Annotated in this window: 16 protein-coding genes and 2 pseudogenes; 11 read left to right on the forward strand and 7 right to left on the reverse strand. The window is 62.6% G+C overall.

Annotated elements, in window-relative coordinates; all coding sequences use genetic code 11:
- Positions 1-3: 3 nt before the first annotated feature.
- Positions 4-951 carry a sugar-binding transcriptional regulator gene (locus tag Q9316_RS12300; RefSeq protein WP_306031906.1) on the reverse strand — a complete coding sequence of 316 codons (948 nt, stop codon included), beginning with the start codon at positions 949-951 and terminating at the stop codon, positions 4-6.
- 240 nt (positions 952-1,191) lie between these two features.
- Here Q9316_RS12300 and lsrA point away from each other — a divergent pair, with 240 nt between their 5' ends.
- From lsrA to Q9316_RS12340, 8 genes are all read left to right on the forward strand, one after another.
- Positions 1,192-2,694 (forward strand): autoinducer 2 ABC transporter ATP-binding protein LsrA, encoded by a 1,503-nt coding sequence (gene lsrA, locus Q9316_RS12305; protein WP_306031907.1) that lies wholly within the window; start codon positions 1,192-1,194, stop codon positions 2,692-2,694.
- Positions 2,687-3,718: an ABC transporter permease subunit gene (locus Q9316_RS12310; RefSeq protein WP_306031908.1), complete on the forward strand. Its 1,032-nt coding sequence runs from the start codon at positions 2,687-2,689 to the stop codon at positions 3,716-3,718. The genes lsrA and Q9316_RS12310 overlap by 8 nt, the downstream gene beginning before the upstream one ends.
- Positions 3,715-4,728 (forward strand): ABC transporter permease subunit, encoded by a 1,014-nt coding sequence (locus tag Q9316_RS12315; RefSeq protein ID WP_306031909.1) that lies wholly within the window; start codon positions 3,715-3,717, stop codon positions 4,726-4,728. Before Q9316_RS12310 ends, Q9316_RS12315 begins: the two co-directional genes overlap by 4 nt.
- A gap of 2 nt (positions 4,729-4,730) precedes the next feature.
- Positions 4,731-5,762 (forward strand): autoinducer 2 ABC transporter substrate-binding protein LsrB, encoded by a 1,032-nt coding sequence (gene lsrB / locus Q9316_RS12320; protein ID WP_306031910.1) that lies wholly within the window; start codon positions 4,731-4,733, stop codon positions 5,760-5,762.
- Between the two features lie 66 nt (positions 5,763-5,828).
- Positions 5,829-7,082: a class II aldolase gene (locus tag Q9316_RS12325; protein WP_306031911.1), complete on the forward strand. Its 1,254-nt coding sequence runs from the start codon at positions 5,829-5,831 to the stop codon at positions 7,080-7,082.
- 176 nt (positions 7,083-7,258) lie between these two features.
- The gene (gene treZ / locus Q9316_RS12330; protein ID WP_306031912.1) at positions 7,259-9,220 is read left to right on the forward strand and encodes a malto-oligosyltrehalose trehalohydrolase; all 1,962 of its coding nucleotides are present in this window, start codon (positions 7,259-7,261) and stop codon (positions 9,218-9,220) included.
- A gap of 151 nt (positions 9,221-9,371) precedes the next feature.
- Entirely contained in the window at positions 9,372-9,806 is a 435-nt protein-coding gene (locus tag Q9316_RS12335; protein WP_306031913.1) for a pyridoxamine 5'-phosphate oxidase family protein, read from the forward strand.
- Between the two features lie 1,788 nt (positions 9,807-11,594).
- Complete coding sequence (locus Q9316_RS12340) at positions 11,595-11,777, forward strand: hypothetical protein (protein ID WP_306031914.1); 183 nt, start codon at positions 11,595-11,597, stop codon at positions 11,775-11,777.
- A gap of 102 nt (positions 11,778-11,879) precedes the next feature.
- Here Q9316_RS12340 and Q9316_RS12345 read toward each other — a convergent pair whose 3' ends face one another.
- The gene (locus tag Q9316_RS12345; RefSeq protein ID WP_306035386.1) at positions 11,880-12,194 is read right to left on the reverse strand and encodes a hypothetical protein; all 315 of its coding nucleotides are present in this window, start codon (positions 12,192-12,194) and stop codon (positions 11,880-11,882) included.
- Between Q9316_RS12345 and Q9316_RS12350 the strand changes: the two are divergent.
- Positions 12,105-12,284 (forward strand): annotated as a pseudogene (locus Q9316_RS12350) (isochorismatase family protein); the annotation flags it as partial. The gene Q9316_RS12345 and the pseudogene Q9316_RS12350 sit on opposite strands and share 90 nt — an antisense overlap.
- 18 nt (positions 12,285-12,302) lie before the next feature.
- Here Q9316_RS12350 and Q9316_RS12355 read toward each other — a convergent pair.
- The 5 genes and pseudogenes from Q9316_RS12355 to Q9316_RS12370 all read right to left on the reverse strand — a co-directional run bounded on the left by Q9316_RS12355 (position 12,303) and on the right by Q9316_RS12370 (position 15,099).
- Positions 12,303-12,710, reverse strand: a complete 408-nt coding sequence (locus Q9316_RS12355; protein WP_306035288.1) for an HD domain-containing protein — start codon at positions 12,708-12,710, stop codon at positions 12,303-12,305.
- 4 nt (positions 12,711-12,714) lie between these two features.
- Positions 12,715-12,948: a DUF2934 domain-containing protein gene (locus Q9316_RS12360; protein WP_306031915.1), complete on the reverse strand. Its 234-nt coding sequence runs from the start codon at positions 12,946-12,948 to the stop codon at positions 12,715-12,717.
- A gap of 16 nt (positions 12,949-12,964) precedes the next feature.
- A pseudogene (locus Q9316_RS25670) lies at positions 12,965-13,208 on the reverse strand (alcohol dehydrogenase catalytic domain-containing protein); the annotation flags it as partial.
- Between the two features lie 9 nt (positions 13,209-13,217).
- Positions 13,218-14,675 (reverse strand): PQQ-dependent sugar dehydrogenase, encoded by a 1,458-nt coding sequence (locus Q9316_RS12365; protein ID WP_306035289.1) that lies wholly within the window; start codon positions 14,673-14,675, stop codon positions 13,218-13,220.
- Between the two features lie 7 nt (positions 14,676-14,682).
- The gene (locus Q9316_RS12370) at positions 14,683-15,099 is read right to left on the reverse strand and encodes a DUF2231 domain-containing protein (protein WP_306031916.1); all 417 of its coding nucleotides are present in this window, start codon (positions 15,097-15,099) and stop codon (positions 14,683-14,685) included.
- 344 nt (positions 15,100-15,443) lie between these two features.
- Between Q9316_RS12370 and istA the strand changes: the two genes are divergently transcribed.
- Positions 15,444-16,940 carry an IS21 family transposase gene (istA, locus tag Q9316_RS12375; protein WP_431522392.1) on the forward strand — a complete coding sequence of 499 codons (1,497 nt, stop codon included), beginning with the start codon at positions 15,444-15,446 and terminating at the stop codon, positions 16,938-16,940.
- A complete protein-coding gene (gene istB / locus Q9316_RS12380) occupies positions 16,937-17,695 on the forward strand; it encodes an IS21-like element helper ATPase IstB (protein ID WP_242218626.1) in 759 nt (252 codons plus the stop codon). The genes istA and istB overlap by 4 nt, the downstream gene beginning before the upstream one ends.
- Positions 17,696-17,953: the final 258 nt, after the last annotated feature.

The raw sequence follows: 17,953 nt of genomic DNA on the forward strand, positions 1-17,953 counted from the left end.
GATTCAGTCCTTGATCTCGATGAGGCCGGCTGCCGTCGTCTCGTCGGTGATGAGGATGCCGACGAATTTTCCGCGCAGCGCCGCGTGGATGGCTCCGACCTTGTGAATGCCGCCCGCCGCCGCCACGACCTTTTCCGCGCGCGACAGCGCCGCGAGCTTCACGCCGATCACCCGGTCGTGCAGCGGCAGGTCGAGCGGTTCGCCGCGTTCGTTGTAGAACTGGCAGAGGATATCGCCGACCGCGCCCTTGCGGCGCAGCGGCTCCACTTCGTCGGGACTGACATAGCCGGAGCGCACGACGGTGGAGGCGGCGGAAAGCTCGCCGATGCCGACGAGCTGGTAGGTGGCGTTGAGCGCCATGTCGAGGAGGTTGGCGACGGCCGGCTCGGAGGAGAGGTTGCGTGCCACGTCCGGGTCTCGCACGACGAGCGGCGCGGGCACCAGATGCACGCCGCTGCCCCAATTGGCCGTGCGCATGCCGTCGACATAAGTGCCGACGCCGCCGGTGAGGCTGACGAGGCCGATATTGCGCTCGTTGGCGAGATGGCCGAGCCGCTGGATGGTGTTCGAGACGGTGGCGCCCCAGCCGACCGCGAGAAGGTCGTCGGTCTGCAGCCGCTGCATGAGGAACTGCGCGGCCGCCTGCCCTAGCCGGTCGCTCGGGTCCTGATCGGGAAGCTGCGGCACGACATAGGCCTCGAGCAGCCCGTAGCGCTCCTTGATCTGCCGCTCCAGCGCAAGGCAGCCCTGGTAGCGCGAATTGATGCGCACCTGGATGATCCCCGAGCGCCGGCCGCTTTCCAGCAGGCGCGAGACCTTGATGCGCGACATGTTGAGCTTTTCGCCTATCTCGTTCTGCGTCAGCCCGTCGTTGTAGTAATACCAGGCGATGCGGGTGAGGATCTCCTCGTCCGTATCGGCGTAGCTCCATTCCCCGTTATCCGACGCCATGCAAGCGGCCCTTTCGGTCAATTTCTGATCATTTGAATAACAAAAAAACTTTTGATACGTCAACGTATCCGTGCGGCAAAAAATTCTTTGCCATCGCAATTCCTTGATTTCGGCCGATAATTCATATTTTGCAGCGCAATATTGACCTTGCGCGGCGTGTCTGCGTGATTTGAGCATATTGACGACCCTGCATCACTGTGATCACATGATTGACAAGAATTACATATGAACAGGTGCAGAATGACGGATAGCCCGGCGACCGGGAGGGTCGCGAAGCTGACGGACATCTGGAAGTCCTACGGCGCCGTTCCGGTGCTGAAGGGCGTCTCGCTCGCCTTGCAGGCCGGAGAGGTGCATGCGCTTCTCGGCGGTAACGGCGCCGGCAAGTCGAGCCTCATGAAGATCATGTCGGGCATCATCCCGGCCAATTCCGGCGCGATCGAGATCAACGGCCGGGCGCTTGCCCATGCCTCGCCAGCCCATGCCCAGGAGCTCGGCCTCTACCTCGTGCCGCAGGAAGCCCATATCCTGCCCAACCAGAGCGTCCTCGAAAACATCTGCCTCGGCCTTGCCGCCTCGCCCAAGGCGCTGCGCCCGCGTGTCGAGCAGCTGGTCACCGAGCTCTCCGTCTCGCTCGACCTCGACGCCCAGGCCGCCGCCCTCGAAATCGCCGAGCGGCAGATCGTCGAGATCCTGCGCGGCCTTGTGCGCGATGCGCGCGTGCTGATCCTCGATGAACCCACCTCCGCCCTCACCCCCTTCGAGACGAACGCGCTCTTCCAGCGCGTGCGCAAATTGCAGGCGCAGGGCGTCGGCATCTTCTTCATCTCCCACAAGCTGCGCGAGATCCGCGAGATTTGCGGCACGATCAGCGTGCTGCGCGACGGCGTGATCGTGCTCTCTGGCCCGCTCGACAGCTACAGCGACGCCGAGATCATCGACGCGATGAGCCGCGTGCAGATCACGGAGACCTCCGGCAAGGATCGCACTGGCCGCAAGGTCTCGCAGATCGGCCAGCCGCGTCTCAGCGTGCTCGGCCTCAGCGGCGAGGGTTTCCGCAATATCAGTCTCGACGTCCGGGCCGGCGAGATTCTCGGCCTTGCCGGCGTCGTCGGCGCGGGGCGTACGGAATTCGCCGAAACGCTCTTCGGCCTGCGCCCTCAGACGGCGGGCAGCGTCATCTTCGACGGGGCGGAACTGAAGAAGCGTTCGCCGCGCATCTGCATCGATCGCGGCCTCGTCTACCTGCCGGAAGACCGCCAGCAGCACGGCCTATTCCTCGAAGCGCCGCTCTTCTGGAACGTCTCGTCCTATCTCGTGCACCGCCTGCCCTTCTTCCTGCGCCCCGGCGCGGAACGGAAGGCCTTCGACGAATTCCGCTCCAGCATGGGCATCAAGTGCACCGGCCCCGGCCAGGAGGCGCGCGGCCTTTCGGGCGGCAACCAGCAGAAGGTGCTGCTGGCTAAATGCCTGTCGGCCCGGCCGAAGGTGCTGATCCTCGACGAGCCGACGCGCGGCGTCGACGTCGCGGCCCGCAACGACATCTACGACCTCATCCGCAAGCTCGCTGCCGAGGGCGTCGCCATCGTCCTCATCTCCTCGGATTTCGACGAGATCGAACAGCTCGCCGACCGCGTCGAGGTCATGGCCTTCGGCCAGTCCGGCGGGGAACTGACGGACGACATCTCGGTGGACGCCATCGCCCGCCTTGCCTTCGGCGCCGCGGAGGCCCGCCATGCTTGACCTCTTCGCGCGCAACCGCGTCGCAACGCTCATCGCCGTCCTCGTCGTCGCCTATGCCGCCATCGGCGCGGCCGCGCCCGGCTATCTCTCCGGCGCGACGGCCTCGGTCGTCGTCTCCAACAGCCTCGTGCTGATGCTGATCTCGCTCGGCACGATGATCGTCATCCTGACGCGCAACATCGACGTTTCCAGCGGCTCGGTGCTCGGCCTCAGCGCCGCCGTGCTCGGCCTCTCGCTCAATGCCGGCCTCGGCCTGCCGCTCGCCATCGCCTTCTGCCTCATGACGGGGGCCGCCGCCGGCGCCTTCAATGGGCTGATGGTCGCCTATCTCGGCATTCCCTCCATCGTCGCCACGCTCGGCACGCTCGGCCTCTACCGCGGCATCATGCTCGTCCTGACCGGCGGGCGCTGGATCGAGGACCTGCCGCAGGGCCTGAAGGGGTTAGCCGGCAATCTCGGCCTCGGCTTCTCCGCGCTCACCGTCGTCGTGCTCGTTCTCGTCGTCCTCGCCTGGCTGGTGCTGCGCAGGACACGCTTCGGCCGCTATTTCTACGCCGTCGGCGACAACCGGGCCGCCGCGCACCATCTCGGCGTGCCGGTGAGGCGCGTGCAGTTCACCGCCTTCGTCGCGACGGGCCTTTGCGCCGCGCTCGCCGGCCTCGTCTTCGCCGCGCAGATCGGCTTCATCCCCAACCAGGCCGGCAACGGCATCGAGCTGAAGGCCATCGCCGTCAACGTGCTCGGCGGGGTGAGCCTGCTCGGCGGTACCGGCTCGGTCGCGGGCGTCTTTTCCGCCGTCATCTTCATCACCTCGATCGACAGCGCGCTCGTCTTCCTGAAAATCCCCGCCTACTGGAACGACTTCATCGCCGGCGCGATCCTGCTCTCGGTGCTGCTGCTCGACGGGCGCATCCGCCAGATCATCGACCGCCGCATCCGCGCCCGCCGCTATGCCGTGCACGAGCGCGGCCCCATCCAATCCGCTGAAACGACAACGGCGCGCACCGTGGAGGCCGGCCGATGAAGAAGCTCATCTTCCGCTGGGAGACCGCCCTCCTTGCGATGCTCGTCGCCGAACTCGCCATCTTCGGCCTCGTCAATCCGCGCTTCCTCAACGTCGCGAACCTGATCTACGGCACCTCGGACTTCGTGCAGATCGGCATCGTCGCCCTGCCGCTGACCCTCGTCATCATCGCCGGCGGCATCGACGTCTCCTTCGCCTCGGTGATCGGCCTTGCCGCCATTGTCTTCGGCGTCGCCACCTTCTACGGCGTGCCGCTGCCGCTCTCGATCGCGCTGGCGCTCGTCTCCGGCGCGCTCTGCGGCCTCCTCAACGCCGCCGTCATCCACCTGTCGAAGATCCAGCCGCTCGTCGTCACGCTCGGCAGCCTCTATCTGTTCCAAGGCACGGCAACGGTCGCCTCCGGCCTCGTCGGCGCGGGCGGCTACGAGGGCATCGGCAATTTCCCGGATGCCTTCAACGCCTTCGGCTATGCGGAATTCCTCGGCCTGCCGGCCTCGCTCGCGCTCTTCCTCGCGCTCGCCTTCGTGCTGGTCGTGCTGCTGCACTTCACCCGCTTCGGCCGCGCCGTGTTCCTCTCGGGCCAATCGGAAAGCGCGGCGCGCTTTGCCGGCATCCCGGTCGGCCGCGTGCAGACCATCACCTATGTCATCACCGGCGTTTCCGCCGCCATCGCCGGCCTCGTCATGTCGGCCTATTTCGGCTCGGCGCGCGTCGACCTCGGTTCGGCAACGCTGCTGCCCGCCGTCACCGCGGCCGTGCTCGGCGGCGCCTCCATCTATGGCGGACAGGGCTCCATCCTCGGCACCCTGATCGCCACCTTCGTCATCGGCTACCTGCAGCAGGGCCTGCAGGCGGCCGGCGTCCCCAGCCAGATTTCCAGCGCACTTTCGGGAGGGTTGCTGGTTGTCGCGGTCGCACTGCGCCATGGAAGCGCAATGCTGGCCGATTTCATCGCCGTCGCCCGGCAGAAAAGACAGAACCGGGCGGCAGTCACTTCAGGAGGAGAATGAGAATGATCAAGAACATCATGAAATCCGGCGCCGTCGCCGCGGCGCTTCTCGCCGGCACCGTGCTCGCCTCGGGCACGGCCCACGCCGAAAACCAGATCGCCTTCATCCCCAAGCTGGTGGGCGTCGGCTTCTTCACGTCCGGCGGCGCCGGCGCGACGAAGGCCGGCGAGGAACTCGGCGCGAAGGTCACCTATGACGGCCCGACGGAGCCCAGCGTTTCCGGCCAGGTGCAGTTCATCAACAACTTCGTCAACCAGGGCTACAACGCGCTCATCGTCTCCTCCGTCTCGCCGGACGGCCTGTGCCCGGCGCTGAAGCGCGCCATGGAGCGCGACGTGCTGGTCATGACCTGGGACAGTGACGTCAACCCGGATTGCCGCAGCTACTACATCAATCAGGGCACGCCCGAACAGCTCGGCGGCCTCCTGGTCGACATGGCGGCGGAAGGCGTGACGAAGGAGAAGGCCAAGGTCGCCTTCTTCTATTCCAGCCCCACCGTGACCGACCAGAACGCCTGGGCGGAAGCCGCAAAGGCGAAGATCGCCAAGGAGCATCCGGGCTGGGAGATCGTCACCACCCAGTACGGCTATAACGACGCGCAGAAGTCGCTGCAGACGGCCGAAAGCATCCTGCAGACCTATCCGGACCTCGACGCGATCATCGCGCCCGATGCCAACGCCCTGCCGGCCGCCGCGCAGGCAGCGGAGAACCTGAAGCGCGCCGAAGGCGTCACCATCGTCGGCTTCTCCACGCCGAACGTCATGCGCCCCTATATCGAGCGCGGCACGATCCAGCGCTTCGGCCTGTGGGACGTCACGCAGCAGGGCAAGATCTCGGTCTATGTCGCCGATCACGTCCTGAAGAACGGCCCGATGAAGGTCGGCGACAAGCTGGAGATCCCCGGCGTCGGCACGGTCGAGGTCTCGGCTAACAAGGTGCAGGGCTACGACTACGAGGCCGACGGCAACGGCATCATCCTGCTGCCGGAGCGCACCGTGTTCACCAAGGACAACATCGCCAACTTCGACTTCTGACAACGCACAAACGGCGGGCGGTGCTCCGGCTGCCCGCCGCTTTCATTTCAAGGACAGGACATCCGCATGAAAAGCCGCTGGAACGACGGGGACGCAGCCCGTTACGTGGAAGTCGCGCGCGCGGCCGGTCAGAGCGAGGCGCTCGGCCTTCGCATCTACACCTCCCGCATCATCGGCGGCGACCCGGACCTCGTGCTGCACGGCGGCGGCAACACGTCCGTCAAGGTAAAATCAGCCGATGGCGAGGACCTGATGCACATCAAGGGCAGCGGCTGGGATCTCGACACGATCGAGGCGCCGGGCCTACCGGCCGTACGCCTCGCCCCGCTGCTCGACGTACGCCATGGCCCCAAGCTCTCCGACCCCGAAATGGTGGCGCTGCTGCGCGCAAATCTCATCGACGCAGACGCGCCGAACCCGTCCGTCGAGGCACTGCTGCACGCCTTCCTGCCCTTCACTTTCGTCGATCACACCCATGCGACGGCGATCCTCGCCCTTGCGGACCAGCCCGACATGCGCGAGGCGGTCAAGCGCGTCTACGGCGGGCGCCTCGCCTATGTGCCCTATGTCATGCCCGGCTTCGACCTTTCCATCGCCGCCGATCGGGTTTATCGCGACCATCCGGATTGCGAAGGGCTCTGGCTGGAGAACCACGGCCTCTTCACCTTCGCCGACGATGCCCGCGCGTCCTACGAGCTGATGATCGAATTCGTCACCATGGCCGAGGCCGAGCTTGCCCGTGCCGGCATCACGCTCTCCGGCCCGCAGGAAAGCGACGGCGACGAGGATGCCGCGCTGAGGGCGCGGCTGGAAACGGCCCTCGCCCGCGAGGGGTCCCCCTTCGCCAAGGGCGTCTTCCTCGATTACCGCGCCACCGCCGCGATCCGCAAACACACCGCCAAGGCGAACGTCGAGGAAATTGGCCTGCGCGGCACCGTCACGCCTGACCATGTCATCCGCATCAAGCCCTGGCCGATGATCGTCGAGCCGGATGCGGACGAGGCCGCAATCCACGCGGCCCTTGCCGCCTATGCGGAGCGCTACACGGCCTATTTCGAGCGCAACGCAGCCCGCGCGAGCGAACCGAAGCACATGCTGGACGCCTATCCGCGCGTCGTCCTCGTACGGGGAAACGGCATTTATGCCCTCGGCGCCAACGCCAAGGCCGCCAGTATCGGCGGCGACCTCTGCGAACAGGCGACACGCGCGATCAACGCGGCCGAAGCCTACGGCCGCTTCACGCCCATCGGCGAGGCCGATCTCTTTGATATGGAATACTGGTCGCTGGAACAGGCAAAGCTCGCTATCGGCTCAAAATAGCACGGACACCTGCCGGTCGTCGGCGCTCGGTGGTGCGGCGCAGAGCCCACGCGCGATATTCGCAGCCGACACCGCAACCGTTGGAACCAAACAGCCGATTGGCAGTTCGCTGCTCGAACCTCACCAATTTGCAGCATCGCTTGTTGAGGTCTCGTTGATATTTTGCGAGCGAACCAATGAGCAAATTGCCAGCGGACGAGCCAGAACCTCCGCAACGTGACAGCAGGCGCTATCCCATAGGAGCCGAAATCATCGGGGACGCCGCGTCGTTTCGACTATGGGCCCCATCCCGGACCGGCGTCGAACTGCTGCTTGAAGACGGCACGGCTCTGCCCATGCGAGGCGAGGCGAACGGATATTTCCGCCTCGACGTGCAGGGGCTGCCCGCCGATACGCGATACAAGTTTCGCCTGGAAGGCATCGACGCACCGGCGCCGGATCCCGCGTCCCGGTTCCAGCCCGAGGGGCCTGACGGCTGGTCGAGCCTCGTCGATCCTTTCAAGTATCGGTGGCGGGACCTCGCATGGAAGGGTCTTGGCCCTCATGAGCAGATCCTCTACGAAATCCACATGGGAACCTTCACGCCGGCGGGAACCTATCGCGCGGCAATGGAGAAGCTCCCTGCCCTGCAGGATATCGGCGTAACCTGCCTGGAGATAATGCCGCTGAACGAATTCCGCGGGAGCTTCGGCTGGGGCTATGACGGTATCCTGCCGTTCGCGCCAAGTCATCTCTATGGCGAACCCGACGATCTCCGGGCACTGATCGACGCCGCCCATGCCTGCGGCATCGGCGTCATTCTCGATGTCGTCTACAACCATTTCGGCGTCGGCGATCGCTACCGCGATTTCAGCGCCGACTACTTCACCGACCGCTATTCGAACGATTGGGGCAGTTCGATCAACTTCGACGGCCCCGGCAGCGCGGGCGTGCGTGAATTCGTCTCCGCCAATGCCCGCTACTGGATCGACGAGTTTCATTTCGACGGTTTGCGCCTCGACGCCACGCAGGCTTTGAATGACGCGAGCCACGAGCACATCATCGCGGCGGTGGCACGCGAGGCGCGTAGCGGCGCCGGCGACCGCGCCGTTTATCTTGTCGCTGAAAACGAGCCGCAGGAAACCCGGCTTGTCAGGCCGGCCTCGGCCGGTGGGTACGATATCGATGCGCTTTGGAACGATGATTTTCATCATTCGGCGATGGTCGCGCTGACCGGGCGGCGGGAAGCCTACTACCACGACCATTCAGGCACCGCGCAGGAGTTCGTCTCGGCGGCAAAATATGGCTATCTGTTCCAGGGGCAGCGCTACGACTGGCAGAAAGCCTCCCGGGGGCAACCCGCGATCGGCCTTCCGGCCACGAGCTTCATCCACTTCCTGCAAAACCACGACCAGATCGCCAATTCCGGCACCGGCGGACGCTTGCATCAGCTCGGCTCCCCGGCGCGCGCCCGCGCACTGACCGCCCTCCTGCTCCTCGGACCACAGACCCCGCTTCTCTTCCAGGGGCAGGAATTCGGCGCTTCGACCCCCTTCCATTATTTTGCCGATCATCCGGACGATCTGGCACGAGACGTCAGGCAGGGACGCGTCGCATTCTTGCGGCAGTTTCCAAGCCTTGCGAATCCGGCTTTCGCAGAACGCATGCCGGAACCATCGGCGAAGGCGACGTTCGAGGCGTGCAAACTCGACTGGTCGGAGCGCGAGAACAATCGCCAGTTCGTCGAACTGCACTGCGATCTCATCGCGCTCCGCCGGGCGTGCCGCGCGATCACCCATTGCGCGCAAGGGCAAGTGGACGGAAGCGTCATGACCCGGTCCATGTTCCTGCTGCGATACTTTGCAGACGAGCCCGACGATCAACGGCTTTTGATCGTCAACCTCGGGAGCGACGCCCCCTTGACGACCAGCGCCGACCCGCTTCTCGCGCCGCCCGCGGGCCGGCAATGGACGCTCGAATGGTCGAGCGAGGATTTCAGTTATGGCGGCAGCGGCGTGCGGCCGGTCGACATGCATTCGAGGATGACGATCAGCGCGAATTGCGCCCTGTTCTTCAGACCGGAGAAGAAGGAACGGCTGCCGATTCCCGATCATGACGAACTGCTCTCGTGGCAGGAGGCGATCGGCCGGGGACGATGATTATAGAGCCTTTCAGGTTAGTGCATGCCGGCATGCGCGGCTCGAAGGCCACGATTTTACGCTTCGTGGGACCGCGCAGGAACCTTACGCGGCCAACGTCATTGCCCTGCCGAGCGCAAGCTCATCCTCCTCTTTTGAAAAGGGCTTCGCCATGTCCACGAAAACGCTCCATGACATCGCTAGGAAACTCCAGAAGATCGATTTTTGCATGATGTCGACGCACGGCGAACAAGGAGCGATTTCCAATCGCCCCATGAGCAGCAACGGCGATGTCGAATACGACGGTGATTCCTGGTTCTTTTCCTATGACGATACGGCCAAGATCGCCGATATCGGCCGCAACCCGCAGGTCTCCCTTTCCTTCAGCGAACCGCCGAGCCTGCTCGGCAAGCCTGGGATTTTCATTTCTATCGAGGGCCAGGCACGCGTGATCCGTGACAAGGCCGCATTCGAGGAACATTGGCTGGCCGGTCTGGAGCGCTGGTTCCCACAGGGAACCGACACGCCCGGCCTCGTATTGATCGAGGTCCGGGGTACACGTGTTCAATACTGGGATGGCGAGGAAAACGGCACGTTCCGTCTCTAGCTGGAAAATCGCCACCCAGCATCGGTTTCAGCCGAGGCCGACCAGTAGCCCCCCTTGCGAAGAAGCGCCGCCGCTCCGCGATGACACGGAAGGACGTGAGGAAGGTGTCGATATCGCAACCCGGCCGGCTCCGGCGGATGCAGGCGGCGAACGCCCGGCCTCCTCGCGAGGCATCGCAAGCGATTCTTGCAAAAGAACAGGATGAGCAAGGTGAGACACCTTCTGCAGGGTAAAAAGCGGCGTCGCTAACCCTACCGGCTAACCAACATATAACTAATTGACATATAATAACTTTTGGTGGTGGAAGCAGTCCGAGGAGAACTCGTCTCGGAGGCAGATTTCCCTGAGAGTGGCCGATTTACAGGGTATTTCTGCAATTCGCCCTCAGCAGAATGCACTTCACCTGCGGATCATCTTGGAAAGTCAGCAGCTTGACAGTAGTATTCCCTAAAACCCTAAACAGGGAATTTTACCGCGAAAGCTGGGATTATGCGTTGCATGTGAGAGCGGAGAAATAAACTAGGCTCCGCGCGAGAGACAGTCTCCGAGGCAGGCGCATTTGTCGTAACGGAGCATCTCCCGAACGCCCGCAAGCAGGTCGTCGATGACCTCATTGACCACGGCCTAACGCTCGATGGTCCGCGCCGCCCGGAAAACGCCATTGGTACCCGCACCGCCGAAATACTGATGGGTTCCAACCCGTGCCGGCACATTCTCGATCCGATGGCACGGAAGATATCAGCAATCTTCAACCGCAAGAAATCTGACGTGCCGACCTGGGCGCTGCTCGCCTTGAGCTGCAGCGCAATTCCCTCGATCACCGGCCCCGTATCAACCGAGCGGACGAAACCGATGTCAAGCAGGACTCGTCTCTGATGTAGCCGTCGTCGAGGATCAGCGTGACCTGCGGTTGATGGGTGCAAGGACCAGGGAATGTGCTCAGTTCGGCTTAGGTGCAAGCTTTTCTCCTCGTTCCGAGGTTCAATAGCGGCTGATGGAACAGCATCAATCCGCCTTGATGTTGACCTTTTCGGCAGTCAGGACAAGATCAAAAGGGTCGACATCAAGGGCCAACTTCCTCGGTTCGTCGCATTCGGCAATGTTGTAAAGCTCTCCGGTCCGATGGTGGAGCGTATTTCAACAACGGATCAGACATGGGTCCGGTTGGAGCTACGCCGTCGAAAAATGTAAGGCAGAGCAGCATTCGCTGATGCCCCTAACTTCGGCTGGGCAAGGGATCTGTCTAGAAAAGTTCATATGACAGCCGACGTCGTGGTGATGAGGTCTCGAGCAAAGCACCTACCGTTTGGAGTGTATAGTGGAGGCAGTGTCGGGCCCCCAAAAGCACGGCGCGGGCGGACTATGACTATCCTTCCAGTTCAAGGCTTGCGGAATTCCACGGAATTCGGCGAAAGCCAGGATGGAGCGGGTAGCGGGAATTGAACCCGCGCGTTCAGCTTGAGAAGCTGTTGGTGTTGTCGCACGATCAAGGGCATAGCTGTAAAATTGTGCCTGAGCCTCAAACGCAATATCAAGGGCTTAGCGAGCCGATTGTAAAACCCCAATTTCCGCCATTCGGTGAGAACGACATACTTCGATGGCGCTTGGCCGGCAACCTTCGGCCTAGGAGGCATTTGGGGTCCTGACGGTTTGTCTGGGGCTTATTGGCTCGCTTTGCACTGAGAACATATAGAGAACATTTAGGTGGTGCGGACGCCAAAACTTAAAGCCAGGGGAAGATGCCTACTGTGGCACGAGACACAGGAGAATGAACGGGTGCGACCAAATATGAACGAAGACCTGCGAGACGCGGTCAACGACGCCATAGCTTGGCATGGTGGTGATGTCCGCGCCACAATCGGCACGCTCCTGGCCGACTGTGCTCATCTGCGTGAGCAACTCGACATTGCCAGCCGCGCGATGGGGCACGGTTTTACGCGTGGCTGGCGGCCGGCGTCAGAGCGCGAGTGAAATCATCGGAAACGGTCGGCCGCACTTAGGAAACCGCGGGACCATCCGGATTGATACTTCGGAGACATCATCGAGCCCACCACATCGAAGAAGCAGGTTGCGTCAAAGAGAACCGTTCGGCAAACGCCCCTCATTCGCGCCATATTTTATGTAATGCTCCATCGGATCCGCGCCGCTCTTGGCAACATCATCATAATGCTTGAGATACCACTCCGCATCGACCACACCTGCCTGGCTCAACAGTTCCACTTTTCGTTTTATCTGCGCCTTGTGCGGCAGGATAGTCCACAATGCAGGCAGTTCGATCATCTGCAGGATCGCGCGCCCGTTCTTGCTACGGCGCTCGGCGCCATCGATCTCGGCTATCGCGCCATCATCCTGACCGATGCGGTCTGCAGTGGCACGGACGAAACGCATGACGCATCGCTGAAGCTGCTCGAAAGCCGCTTTACAGCTCAGATGGAGGCGATGTTGACCGAGGCGTTCCTGTCGTCGGTTGCCGGCTAGCCGCCTGCCGAGACGCTATCAGAGTTCCGTGATTAGACGAAGGGCTCGCAGATACTTCTCACCATCCTCGCCGATCGTCTGCACTTGAGAAAGGTTGTCCTCAAGGTCTGCCAGCTTCACGGGCTTTGCGACAGAGTTCGAAGCAGCCCGACGGACAAATGCCTCCCACCCTTCATCCTCTCGCCGCGTCATCGCATCCACCGCGCTGATGACGTCGGGCGGGAAACCCTCCTCCCGCAGCCGATCCAGCGTCCATCCTTTGCCCTTCTCGACCACGTCATGCAGATAGGCGACGATTTTTCCGGTTTCATCTGTGACGAGGGAGGCGACGCGACGGCAGTGCTCGAAATAGGATCGTCCGGTCTTGTCGGCCTGGCCTTCATGTGCCGACTGGGCGACCTGGATTGCGTGAGCGAGGTGGTTCACGGGTTCAAGGCCCTTCGGTACTTTTGATTTTCTTGCGAGCCGGCTCATCTCCGGTCGAGATTTCCACGGTGGGTACCTCAGTCGTAGCGGCGTCTCCGCTGGAACCCTTCTTTGAAGCCTCGAACTCCGCTTCCGCCATTGACCAATGGCGCAAATCCTCACCGGCCGGACATCCCTCCTCCTCCCAGATCCAGTACGCACGCCGGCGAATTTGTTCATCGCGATCAACATCTGTCATCGATTTTCTCCTCGCTTGTGAAGGGCGCGACGACGCGGTCCCACTTTTCAGCGCCTTGTTATCCCGAGCCAACCTCTAATACCTCGCCCAAGGTCTCGCGGTCGACGACGTCGCCATGCTGCATGCTGGAATACGCCATCAAGTATATGCATGTCCGAGCAGCAGAGCGCACAACTGGTCACCTTGATGATCGCGTCTCGGCCATCCTCCATCTTTACGAGGCCGTTTTCATCCAGCTTCGTGATAAAACGTGACATCATCCTCAAGACCTACTGACCATCCTCCGCGGAAACGGCCGGCGCGATGTCTGTTTGAGACGGCTGGCCTTCCGTAACCGTCTCCCGGGTCGACTTTTCATCTTCGCTTGATGTCGTGGCCGACGTCGTTACCCGGTCGGTCGGCAGCGGCTGCGCGGTTATCGATCCATCGGCTGCCGCCACGCGCCACACCGTATTTCCGGCATCATCGGCGATCAGCAAGGCACCGGTACCATCGATCCCAAGTCCGACCGGACGTCCATGAACCTGGCCGTTCTCCAGGAACCCGGTGACGACATCCTGCGCCTTTGCGGAAGGTCGGCCATCGGCGAACGGGATGTAGACAACCTTGTATCCGTTGAACGCGCTTCGGTTCCAGCTACCGCGGTTGCCGACGAAGGCGCCGTCGCGAAACGCCGCGGGCAGTGCAGAGTCGTTTGTGAAGGCGAGTCCGAGTGCCGCGACGTGGCTCGACAACGCATAGTCGGGCGCAATCGCCTTCTCCACGAGATCGGAGCGTTCCGGACGGACGCGAGGATCGACATGCTGACCATAGTAGCTCCACGGCCATCCGTAGAAACCCTCCTCTTTCACGGAGGTCATGTAGTCGGGAACAAGATTAGGGCCGAGCTCGTCCCGCTCGTTGACGACAGTCCAGAGCTCGCCCGTCCGGGGATGGAAGTTGAGCCCGTTGGGATTGCGAAGACCGGACGCAAAAACCTTTGCCGCCCCCGTTTGGCGATCGACCCGCCAAATTGCGGCCCTTCCCTTTTCGGCCTCGATCCCGCGTTCACCGACATTGGAGTTGGATCCGACCGAAGCATAGAGGAAGCGCCCATCTGGACTGAGAGCCAGATCCTTCGTCCAATGATGGTTGATTGGCCCGCCAGGCAAAGGCGTGAGGATCCGGGGTTGCGCCGTGATTGCATTGCTGCCGAGCACGTATGGATATGCAAGAATCGCATCGGCGGCAGCGACATAAAGCGTATCCTCGTACCAAGCGACGCCGAAAGGCGAATTCAAACCGGAAAGCAGATCGACGCGCTCGTCAGGCGTGCCGTTGCGGTCGCTATCACGCAGAAGGGTGATGCGATTCGTTTCACCGCCACTGCCACCGCCGGCGGCCAAGGACATAATCCACCCGCGAATAATGTCTTTCGGACGTTCCAGCGGCTTGCCGGAGGGTGCCTTGGACTGCACGACGAGTATGTCGCCATTCGGAAGCGTGTGGACGGTGCGCGGGTTCGCCAGGTCCTTCGCGTAAGCGGTGATCGTCAGACCATCCGGAACCTTCGGCGTGTGTTCGCCCTGCCAGCCGATGACCGGCGCTACGTTAAGATCCGGCCAGAGACTTTGCGACGGCTCCGGCAGAACCGGATCCGGACCGAGCTGCTGCGCTGTATCGAAATCGTCGTCACCTCCCCTGCAGCCCACGAGGACGGCGCAGGCTAGCAAGGCCGCGATCGGCATGTGTACCTTAGACATGGGCATCTCCTTTCCGACCGGCGAGCGCCGTGACGCACATCACCACCACAGTGGCAACGGAAATCGTCAGTCCGTAGGGAATGACCGCGGTCCAGCCGTCCGCCGTGTGGATGAAACTGTTCAGGGCAGCGAGCCCGAACGCGATCATCTGCCCGACGACCCCGAGCCAGGTGGGGCCGTACCAGCGGCCGACGAGCGCGATCAAAGCAATGAGAACGGCAACCGCGCCGAAGACGAGGCCGGCAAGCAACAACCATTCGGAAAAGTGGAGCCAGATCAGATTCGTGGTCTGCCAGTAGGCGACGTCTGTCAGAACGGTCAGGAAGAAGCAGGCGATCGGGAACGACGAGAAGAAGCGATAGACCGCATAAGCTAACGGATGGGTGGCGGGCATGGTATAGAGTGTCATCGGAGCGACCTGCCATTTCGCGAGGGATCTCCCGAGGATACGCGCTCACGACGCAAATGTTCCTCGCGTACCCTTCAAGGCGAATTTCTGTCGCTGAACCGCGCCGGGTTTGCCGGAGGCCATTTGGTTTGAGTTATGCGGCCATGGCTGTTTCGTCCAGCATGGCGTAGTAGCGTTCTTCGGCTTCGGCAGGCGGTATGTTTCCGATGGGCTGCAGAAGTCTGAGAGCGGCGGTGCAAAAGTCGGCCACGGTAGCGGCGGCATAATGCTGCTGCGGGCGGAGTAAAATCCGGCCACCTATCTTCCTTCTGCAATGATCGCAGGAGGGACAGGGGATCTACACCGTGGAACTATATCTGAAGGTTCGTCTGGCTGTTTCGGAAGGGATGACGCAGCGTCAGGCGGCGAAGCATTTCAACATATCGCGCGACAGCGTGGCGAAGATGGTGTCGTATTCGACGCCACCCGGTTACCAGCGGCGATCACCGATCCGGCGTCCGAAGCTGGATGCGTTTGTTTCGACGATCGAGCATTGGCTCGACGAGGACCTGAAGGTGCCGCGCAAGCAGCGGCATACGGCCAGGCGGGTATTTGACCGCCTGCGCGACGAGTGCGGGTTCACCGGCGGCTACACGATCATCAAGGACTACATGCGCGAGCGGGATCAGCGCCGGCAGGAAGTGTTCGTGCCACTTGCCCATCCGCCGGGCCACGCGCAGGCCGATTTCGGCGAGGCGATGGTGGTGATCGGCGGTGTGGAACAGAAGGCCCGCTTCTTCGTGCTGGATCTTCCGCATAGTGATGGCTGCTATGTTCGGGCCTATCCGGCGGCGGTGGCCGAGGCCTGGGTGGACGGTCACATCCATGGATTTGCCTTCTTCGGGGGCGTGCCGCAGTCGATCGTCTACGACAACGACCGTTGCCTGGTCGCAAAGATCCTGCCCGACGGTACACGCAAGCGGGCGGTGTTGTTCAGCGGCTTCCTGTCCCACTACCTGATCCGGGATCGCTATGGGCGGCCGGGAAAGGGCAATGACAAAGGGAATGTCGAGGGCCTTGTGGGCTACGCCCGGCGCAACTTCATGGTGCCGATCCCGCAGTTTGCGACATGGGATGCGTTCAACGCCTTTCTGGAGGAGCAGTGCCGCAAACGCCAGCGCGACAGGCTGCGCGGCGAGAGCGAGACGATCGGCGAGCGCCTGCAGCGGGATCTGGCGGCCATGCGTCCATTGCCGACATCACCCTTCGATGCCTGCGATCAGGCCAGCACCAGCGTAACGGCCCAGTCCCTGGTGCGCTACAAGACCAACGACTATTCCGTGCCGGTCGCCTACGGTCATCAGGACGTCTGGGTGCGGGGCTATGTCGACGAGGTGGTGATCGGCTGCCGTGGCGAGATCATTGCTCGCCATCCGCGGTGCTGGGATCGGGAAGACGTCGTCTTCGACCCTATCCACTACCTGCCGCTGATCGAGCAGAAGATCAATTCCCTGGATCAGGCCGCCCCTCTGCAAGGCTGGGACCTGCCGGAAGAGTTCGCTACGCTGCGCCGGCTGATGGAAGGCCGCATGGCCAAGCATGGTCGGCGGGAATACGTTCAGGTTCTGCGCCTGCTGGAGAGCTTCGAGCTCGCCGACCTGCATGCGGCGGTGAAGCAGGCAATCCAGCTCGGCGCAATCGGATTCGATGCGGTCAAGCATCTGATCCTGTGCCGGGTCGAGCGACGGCCACCTCGACTGGACCTGGCGATCTATCCCTACCTGCCGAGGGCGACGGTCGAGAAGACCTCGGCGAAAGCCTACATGCGGCTTTTGTCGTCTGATGCGGGAGAAGCGGCATGAGCACCGAAGCACCCGAGATACTGCTTGCCCACTATCTCAAGACCCTGAAGCTGCCGACCTTCCAGCGCGAGTATCAGAAGCTGGCCCGGTTATGCGCCACCGAGGGCGTCGACCACATCGACTACCTGTTCCGGCTTGCCGAACGGGAGATGATCGAACGCGATCGCCGCAAGGTCGAACGCCGGATCAAGGCGGCCAAATTCCCTGTCGTCAAAAGCCTCGACAGCTTCGACTTCACAGCCATCCCCAAGCTGAACAAGATGCAAGTGCTGGAGCTGGCACGTTGCGAGTGGATCGACCGCCGCGAGAACGTGATCGCTCTCGGCCCCAGCGGCACGGGCAAGACGCATGTCGCACTCGGCCTCGGACTGGCGGCCTGCCAGAAGGGGCTGTCCGTCGGCTTCACCACGGCCGCCGCCCTGGTCAGTGAGATGATGGAGGCGCGTGACGAGCGGCGTCTGCTCCGTTTCCAAAAGCAGATGGCAGCCTACAAGCTGCTGATCATCGATGAGCTGGGCTTCGTGCCGCTGTCCAAGACCGGCGCGGAATTGTTGTTCGAGTTGATCTCCCAGCGTTACGAGCGCGGTGCGACCATGATCACCAGCAATCTGCCTTTCGACGAATGGACGGAAACCCTGGGGTCCGAGCGTCTGACCGGCGCCCTGCTCGATCGCATCACCCACCACGTCAACATCCTCGAGATGAACGGCGACAGCTACCGTCTCGCCCAAAGCCGCGCCCGAAAGGCCGGCTGACGCCTTCTCTGAAAATCGCCGCGCGCGCCTGAGACCCCCGCTCGGGCTACGCCCTCCCGGCGGTCTCAGGCGCGCGCCAAGGTGGCCGACTTTTGCTCCGCCCCGTGGCCGGTTTTTACTCCGCCGTTGACACATGGGCCATCAGTCAGCCTTCAAGTTCTAAAGGCCTGCTCCGTGAGCGCTTGAAAAGGAGTGGCGGCAATAAAGAGCCCGTCAGCAACGCGCTCTCAGCTCAAGCCGCATATACGGCCCGAGGAA

The organism is Shinella zoogloeoides, from assembly GCF_030733845.1.
GTDB classification, from domain to species: Bacteria; Pseudomonadota; Alphaproteobacteria; order Rhizobiales; family Rhizobiaceae; genus Shinella; species Shinella zoogloeoides_C.

What these genes read in the sequence shown, in the direction of transcription:
- Q9316_RS12300 (WP_306031906.1), bottom strand. Translation starts at nt 951, where the DNA reads ATGGCGTCGGATAACGGGGAATGGAGCTACGCCGATACGGACGAGGAG.
- lsrA (WP_306031907.1), top strand. Translation starts at nt 1,192, where the DNA reads ATGACGGATAGCCCGGCGACCGGGAGGGTCGCGAAGCTGACGGACATC.
- Q9316_RS12310 (WP_306031908.1), top strand. Translation starts at nt 2,687, where the DNA reads ATGCTTGACCTCTTCGCGCGCAACCGCGTCGCAACGCTCATCGCCGTC.
- Q9316_RS12315 (WP_306031909.1), top strand. Translation starts at nt 3,715, where the DNA reads ATGAAGAAGCTCATCTTCCGCTGGGAGACCGCCCTCCTTGCGATGCTC.
- lsrB (WP_306031910.1), top strand. Translation starts at nt 4,731, where the DNA reads ATGATCAAGAACATCATGAAATCCGGCGCCGTCGCCGCGGCGCTTCTC.
- Q9316_RS12325 (WP_306031911.1), top strand. Translation starts at nt 5,829, where the DNA reads ATGAAAAGCCGCTGGAACGACGGGGACGCAGCCCGTTACGTGGAAGTC.
- treZ (WP_306031912.1), top strand. Translation starts at nt 7,259, where the DNA reads ATGAGCAAATTGCCAGCGGACGAGCCAGAACCTCCGCAACGTGACAGC.
- Q9316_RS12335 (WP_306031913.1), top strand. Translation starts at nt 9,372, where the DNA reads ATGTCCACGAAAACGCTCCATGACATCGCTAGGAAACTCCAGAAGATC.
- Q9316_RS12340 (WP_306031914.1), top strand. Translation starts at nt 11,595, where the DNA reads ATGAACGAAGACCTGCGAGACGCGGTCAACGACGCCATAGCTTGGCAT.
- Q9316_RS12345 (WP_306035386.1), bottom strand. Translation starts at nt 12,194, where the DNA reads ATGCGTTTCGTCCGTGCCACTGCAGACCGCATCGGTCAGGATGATGGC.
- Q9316_RS12360 (WP_306031915.1), bottom strand. Translation starts at nt 12,948, where the DNA reads ATGACAGATGTTGATCGCGATGAACAAATTCGCCGGCGTGCGTACTGG.
- Q9316_RS12365 (WP_306035289.1), bottom strand. Translation starts at nt 14,675, where the DNA reads ATGCCGATCGCGGCCTTGCTAGCCTGCGCCGTCCTCGTGGGCTGCAGG.
- Q9316_RS12370 (WP_306031916.1), bottom strand. Translation starts at nt 15,099, where the DNA reads ATGACACTCTATACCATGCCCGCCACCCATCCGTTAGCTTATGCGGTC.
- istB (WP_242218626.1), top strand. Translation starts at nt 16,937, where the DNA reads ATGAGCACCGAAGCACCCGAGATACTGCTTGCCCACTATCTCAAGACC.